6 protein-coding genes and 1 pseudogene are annotated in these 6,224 nt (G+C 72.2%); all 7 read left to right on the top strand.

Going from position 1 to position 6,224, the window contains the following annotated elements:
- Positions 1-434 (top strand): MBL fold metallo-hydrolase (locus AC08OX_RS13700; RefSeq protein ID WP_476608177.1); only part of this gene is annotated, 434 nt, incomplete at its 5' end.
- 121 nt (positions 435-555) lie between these two features.
- Entirely contained in the window at positions 556-1,947 is a 1,392-nt protein-coding gene (locus tag AC08OX_RS13695; protein WP_476608176.1) for an ABC transporter substrate-binding protein, read from the top strand.
- Positions 1,947-2,963 carry a carbohydrate ABC transporter permease gene (locus AC08OX_RS13690; protein WP_476608175.1) on the top strand — a complete coding sequence of 339 codons (1,017 nt, stop codon included), beginning with the start codon at positions 1,947-1,949 and terminating at the stop codon, positions 2,961-2,963. Before AC08OX_RS13695 ends, AC08OX_RS13690 begins: the two co-directional genes overlap by 1 nt.
- Complete coding sequence (locus tag AC08OX_RS13685; RefSeq protein ID WP_011436668.1) at positions 2,950-3,777, top strand: carbohydrate ABC transporter permease; 828 nt, start codon at positions 2,950-2,952, stop codon at positions 3,775-3,777. Before AC08OX_RS13690 ends, AC08OX_RS13685 begins: the two co-directional genes overlap by 14 nt.
- Before the next feature lie 7 nt (positions 3,778-3,784).
- Positions 3,785-4,320: pseudogene (locus tag AC08OX_RS13680) on the top strand (ATP-binding cassette domain-containing protein); the annotation flags it as partial.
- A 21-nt stretch (positions 4,321-4,341) separates the two neighbouring features.
- Positions 4,342-5,091 carry an ATP-binding cassette domain-containing protein gene (locus AC08OX_RS13675; protein WP_476608178.1) on the top strand — a complete coding sequence of 250 codons (750 nt, stop codon included), beginning with the start codon at positions 4,342-4,344 and terminating at the stop codon, positions 5,089-5,091.
- A complete protein-coding gene (locus AC08OX_RS13670) occupies positions 5,088-5,804 on the top strand; it encodes an HAD-IA family hydrolase (protein WP_476608174.1) in 717 nt (238 codons plus the stop codon). Before AC08OX_RS13675 ends, AC08OX_RS13670 begins: the two co-directional genes overlap by 4 nt.
- Positions 5,805-6,224: the final 420 nt, after the last annotated feature.

The following is a 6,224-nucleotide window of genomic DNA, read 5'->3' as shown; positions in this document are numbered from 1 at the left end:
GCCGGAGACCGCCGCCGGACACTCCAATTCATAGCCACTTAACGCAACAGGCCGTCACACCACGCGACCTTCGCGCAGCCCTGGGGCTGCGCCACGCGGTACCGAACTGCGGGATCCGCATCGAGACGGCGGACGCCAGCCTCGCCTACACCGGCGACACCGGAGTGACCGACGCCCTCGTCGACCTCGCCCGCGGCGTCGATCTCTTTCTCGCCGAGGCCACCCTCGAGCTGACCGACGACAGCGACCACGGCCACCTCAGCGCCCTCGACGCGGCCGAGGCGGCCCGGCTCGCCGGGGTGGGTCAGCTCGTGCTCACCCACTTCGTCACCGACGACCCCGAGTGGCTGGCCGCGCGGCGCGCCGAGGCCGAGCGGGTGTTCGACGGGCCGGTGCACCTGGCCGCCCCGGCCCGCAAGTTCGACGTCGCATGACCTCCGCCGACGTCTTCCCGCCCCCCGTGGGGGGCACCCTGTTCCCGGGCGGCGACCTGTTCCCGGGACGCGATCACCCCTCGGGTGACGCAATCGCTCCGACGCGTGAAAGGCGACTGGTGTGACAGCCGTTTCCCGGCACGACGATGCTGCTGGACAGGAACGGGACGCAGGACAGGAACGCCCGGGCCGCCGTCCGCGGCGGCACCGGGCCCGGCTGGTCGTCACGGCGTTGTCCGCCGCGGTCGGCCTGCTCGCCGTGGCGGCCTGCGGCTCGGACAGCGACACCGCCTCCGGTACCCCGGCCGCGACACCGCAAGGTGACACCCCGGCGACCATCACCTTCCTGTCCTACAACTACGGCACCCCGGGTCTCGGTGGTACGGGAACCCAGGCACTGCTCGACGCCTTCGCCAAGGCGCACCCGAAGATCATGGTCAAGCCGCAGGGCGTCGCGGTGAAGGACGTCCTCACCCGGCTGTGCACCGACACCGCCGCCGGTGATCCGCCCGACGTCGCCCAGATCGGCTGGAGCAAGATGGCCGAGGCGGTCGACGCCCTGCCGATCACCCCGGTCCAGAAGGTCGCCGGCAGCGAGTGGGAGTCGGCCACCGCCGGCATCTCGAAGAGCATCCTGTCGGCCGTCTCCACCAACGGCGTCGTCGCGGCGATGCCGTTCACGATGTCGATCCCGGTCATGTACTACAACGCCGACCTGTTCCGCGCCGCCGGCCTGGACCCCCAACACCCGCCGACGACCCTCGCCGACGTCAAGGCCGCCGCTTTGAAGATCAAGGCGACCGGTAAGCAGGGCGTCTACATCAGCGTCGTCGACAGCGGGAAGTCGGACTACCTGACCCAGTCGGTCGTCAACTCCAACGGCGGCTCGCTGGTGGACAAGAACGGCGGCGTCACCCTCGACAAGCAGCCTGCCGTCGAGGCGCTGGCCACGATCGCCGACCTGACCGCCTCGGGTGCCCAGCCCGGAGTCAAGGCCGAAGCGGCCCTGGCCGCGTTAACCAAGGGTGACCTCGGCATGTTCGTCACCAGCACGGCGCTGCTCGCCAGCGCCCAGAAGGCGGCGGCGGGCAAGTTCGAGCTGCGCACCGCGGGTCTGCCGTCCTTCGGCACCAAACCCGCCCGCCCGACCTACTCCGGCGCCGGGCTCGCGGTGCTGGCCAAGGACCCGGCCAAGCAGCGCGCCGCCTGGGAGTTCATCAAGTTCCTCACCTCCGACGAGGGCTTCGAGATCATCACCTCGAAGATCGGTTACCTGCCGCTGCGACAGAGCGTGGCGACGAAGCTCGCCGGCACCCCGATCGTGAAGCTGCTGGAACCGGCCCTCGACCAGCTCGACACCGTCACCCCCTACACCTCGTTCCGCGGGGCGAAGGCCAACCAGGCCGTCGTCGTGCTGCAGGACGAGGCCGTCGAACCGATCGTCCTGCGCGGGGCCGATCCCCAGGCGACCCTGAGCAAGGCCGCCGAGAAGATCCGCGCACTCTCCTCCTGATGATCGGCACCCGGCCCCGCGCGGCACGCCCGCGCGGGGTCCTCCCGGCCACGGTGGCACGCCGCGCCGTGCCGTGGCTCTACCAGACGCCGGTGCTGGTGTCGCTGGCGGTCTTCGTCTACGGGCCGCTGCTCTTCGAGGCGTACCTGAGCCTGACGAACTGGGACCTGATCAAACCCGACCAGGACTTCGTGGGGCTTGCCAACTTCCGCGGCCTGTTCGGGGGCGAAGAGTTCCCCCGGGCGCTGAGCCGCACCGGCCTCTACGTCCTGGTGATGTTGCCCTTCGCGACGGTCGTCCCGATGGCGCTGGCGATCATGTTGTGGAAGCGGCCCGGTCGGACCAGCGACATCTACCGGGCCCTGCTGTTCCTGCCGGTGATGCTCGCCCCTGTCGCGAACGCGCTGTCCTGGCGGTTCGTCCTCGACCCGCTCGGCGGGATCGTCAACGTCGTCACCGGCGGGCTGGGCCTGGGCGAGCGGGACTGGCTCGGTGATCCCTCGACCGCCCTCGCCGCCATCTCGCTCGTCACCGCGGCCCGGTTCGTCGCGCTCAACATGCTGCTCTACGGCGCGGCACTGGCCGCGATCGACCGGCGCTGCCTCGACGCCGCCCGCGTCGACGGCGCCACCGAATGGGAGATCACCCGCCGTCTCGTGGTCCCCCAACTGCGTGGCACCACGATCCTGCTGTCGTTCCTGTGCGCGGTGTTCGCCGGGCAGTGGACGTTCACCAACATCGCCGTGCTCACCCAGGGCGGCCCCGACAACACCACCGACAACGTCTACTACCGTCTGTACACCTACGCGTTCACCTACTTCGACGCCGGGACGGGCGCGGCGGCGGCGCTGACGATCGTGGTGGTCCTGTGCGCCCTGTTCGGCCTGTCGACGCTGGCCCGCCGCGTCGCCGGCACGTTCGGCGCCCCGGACCGGGACCGGCCGACCACCCGGCTCGCGGCCACCCTAGCCGCCCCGCTGACCGCGCTGACCAGGAGGCGCCGTGCCGCGCTCTGATGTCCAGGCCACCCGCGCCGCCGGCCGGCACGTGGTACTCGCCGTGGCGGTCGTCGCGATGCTCTTCCCGATGCTGTGGGCGCTGACCACCTCGTTCAAGCCGCCCGCGGACATCTACGGCGCCAACCCGCTGCCCATCCCGGCCAGCCTGAGCAACTACCGCAACGCCATCGACGGGTTCCCCATCGGCCGACTGCTGCTGAACACCTTCGTCATGGCGACGGGTGTGACCATCCTGCACCTCGTCGCCGGGGTACTCGCAGCCTGGTCGTTCGTCCGTTTCTCCCACGCCGGGCAGCGGCTCGTCTCCGCGCTGGTGGTCATCGCCCTCGTCGTCCCGCCGCAGGCCCTGATGATCCCACAGTTCCTGCTGGTCTCCCGGCTGGGCTGGCGCAACACCTTCGCCGGGCTGATCGTGCCGCAGCTGGCCACCTGCTCGCTGGCGGTGCTGCTGCTGCGCGAGCACATCCGCGGCATCCCGCCGACCCTGCTCGGCGCCGCGACCCTCGATGGCGCCAGCCACGCCGAGACGCTGCGCCACATCGTCCTGCCGCTGCTGCGCCCCGCGCTCGCGGCGGTGGCCGTCGTCGTGTTCATCACGACGTGGAACGAGTATCTCTGGCCCACCCTCGTCGCGCCCCACCGGGACACGACGACCATCCAGCCGGGCCTGCAGATGTTCGAGACCCAGGAGGGCCCGGAGTACGGCCCGTTGCTCGCCGGGGCCATGCTCGCCTCGATCCCGGTGACCATCGTCTACCTCTTCGCCTCCCGCCGCATCACCGACGCTTTCCTCCAAGCTGGCCTGAGATGAGCACCGGATGACCGACACCACCGTGACCAGCCGGCCGATCCTCGGCGAGGCCCCACCGCCGGAGCTCCCCGCCCCCAGCGGGGGGGTGCACTTCCGTGGGATCATGCGCCGGTACGGCGGCACCGGGCGGCCCGCGCTCGACGTCGCCGACCTGCATCTTCCGCACCGGTCCTTCACGGTGATCGTCGGGCCGTCGGGATGCGGGAAGTCGACCGCGCTGCGGGTCATCACCGGGCTGGAGACCCCCGACGAAGGCCGGTTGACGATCAACGGGGTGGACGTCACGGCGACGCCACCGGGCGCGCGCGGGGTCTCGATGGTCTTCCAGGACTTCGCGCTCTACCCACATCTCACCGTCGAGCAGAACATCGCCTTCAGCCTGCGGCTCGAGGCGAAGCACAACCGCGGCCGCCTCGGATTTCTGCGCCGGGGGGCGGGCGGGGCGGGCCCGAGCCGTGGCGAGATCTCCCGCCGGGTCACCGAGGCCTGCGTCCTGCTGGGGCTCGCCGACCTGGGCAGCTCTCCGGGGGTGAGCGCCAGCGCGTCGGCCTCGCCCGCGCGATCGTGCGCCGCCCGAGTGTGCTCCTGCTCGACGAGCCCCTCTCCGCGCTCGACGCCCAGCTACGCCAGCAGGCCCGGGCCGAACTCGTGCGCCTGCACCGCGAGCTGGGCAACACCGTCGTTCTCGTCACCCACGATCAGCTCGAGGCGCTGTCCATGGGCACCCATCTGGTGGTCATGAACGGCGGACGGGTGGCGCAGGCCGGCACGCCCGAGCAGGTCTACCGCCGGCCGGCCGACGTCTTCGTCGCCGCGTTCGTCGGCAGTCCGGCGATGAACCTGCACCTGGTCGAGGTGACGAACGGCGGTGGGGCGCTCGCGGCACCGGGGCTGTCCGCGCGGCTGGCCGGACCGCTGACGCTGCCCCGGGCCTGGCTCGGCTGGCGGCCGGGGGACGGCGTCATCGAGGCCGGGCCCGATCGGGCCGCGGCAGCGGGCGGCCTGGCCGGTGCCGGCCTGGTCATGGAGGGGCTGGTCGACGTGGTCGAGTTCACCGGGGACGTGGTCGTTGTCCACTGCGTGAGCGGGGCCGCCGCGGCGGGGGAGACCGGCGAGTGGGACGCCGGCCCGGACGAGGTCGGCCCGGACGAGGTCGGCCCGGCCCGGTGGGCGGTGACCGTCCCGGCCCAGGCCGGCGTCCCGGCCGTCGGCACCCCGCTGCGGGTCCGGGTTCCCGCGTGCCGACTGCACCTGTTCGACTCGGTCAGTGGGCAGCGCGTCGACGAGATCGCCCACGACGCCGAGCCGACATGACCGAACTGCTGCCCGCGGGACGTCCCGCCCCCGTGGGGGAGGCCGCGCCCCCAGGGGAGGCCGGCGCGGCGCCGTGGGCGATCTGGTGCGATTTCGGCGGAGTGCTGACATCGTCGATCGCTGTGGCGTTCCGCGACCTGGTCGCCGCCGTGGGCGTACCCGCCCACGAGTTGCGCCGGGCGTTCGACCAGGTGGCGGCGACGTGGGGCCTGCGCACGTTGGGCCCCCTCGAACGGGGCGTGGTCAGCCAGCACGACTGGGGGATCCTCGTCACGGACGCCCTCGGGACAGCCCACCCGCCGCGCATTGACCTGTCCCGGTTCGGGGACCATTGGTATGCCGGTCGCACCCTGGAGTCGGTGATGGTCGATGGGCTGCTGCGCGCCCGCGCCGCCGGCCTGCGGGTGGGACTGCTGACCAACAGCGTGGCCGAGTGGGAGCCGCTGCGCCGCGCGCTGCTGCCCGACTGGTCGGTCTTCGAGTCCATCATCAACTCTCATGAGATCGGGATCGGCAAGCCCGACCCGGCCGTCTACGACCTCGCCGAACGCACGTTCGGCCAGCCCGGCCCGGGCTGCGTCCTCATCGACGACGCCGCCGCGAACTGTGAGGCAGCGCGCCGGCGCGGCTGGACGGCGATCCATCACCGCAGCGTCGCGGATACGCTGGCCGAGCTGGCCGCGGTGACCGGGGTTCCCGAGCTGGCCGGCTAGACCGGGCCGGTACCGGGCGGGGGTGCGGTGACCGGGCGGGCACAGCGGATCCGGTGGCCCGCTGGCGGGTGCGGCCCGGGTCGGGTCGGACGTCCACCACGAATGGTCCGAAGGGCCCCCGGGTAGGCAACCTCTGGCGGTCGCGAGGATGCTCGCCGGCGGCGACGATGATGTTCGGAGCCATCGGACGTCGGCGTTCATCTGTCCACACCGCCGGCGTCACCCGTCCGACCGTCCGACCGTCCGACGCGGTGCGACGAGCGTCGACCGCCGTGTCCCGACCCGCCAGACCTGCCACGCGACCCCCTGGAGGGGCCATGACCATCCAGTACGTGCGGGATGCGACGCCCTCCACCGGGGCGGACGACCATCACGCGGCCGGAGGGATGTTGTCCCCGACGAACCCGCCGTCCCCCGCCT

Source organism: Frankia sp. CoBUL1 (assembly GCF_978021245.1).
Note: the sequence above shows the minus strand (reverse complement) of the source record. Positions and strands in the feature narration are given on the sequence as shown.

Coding starts and splice junctions, on each gene's coding strand:
- AC08OX_RS13690 (WP_476608175.1), top strand. CDS start 1,947: ATGATCGGCACCCGGCCCCGCGCGGCACGCCCGCGCGGGGTCCTCCCG.
- AC08OX_RS13670 (WP_476608174.1), top strand. CDS start 5,088: ATGACCGAACTGCTGCCCGCGGGACGTCCCGCCCCCGTGGGGGAGGCC.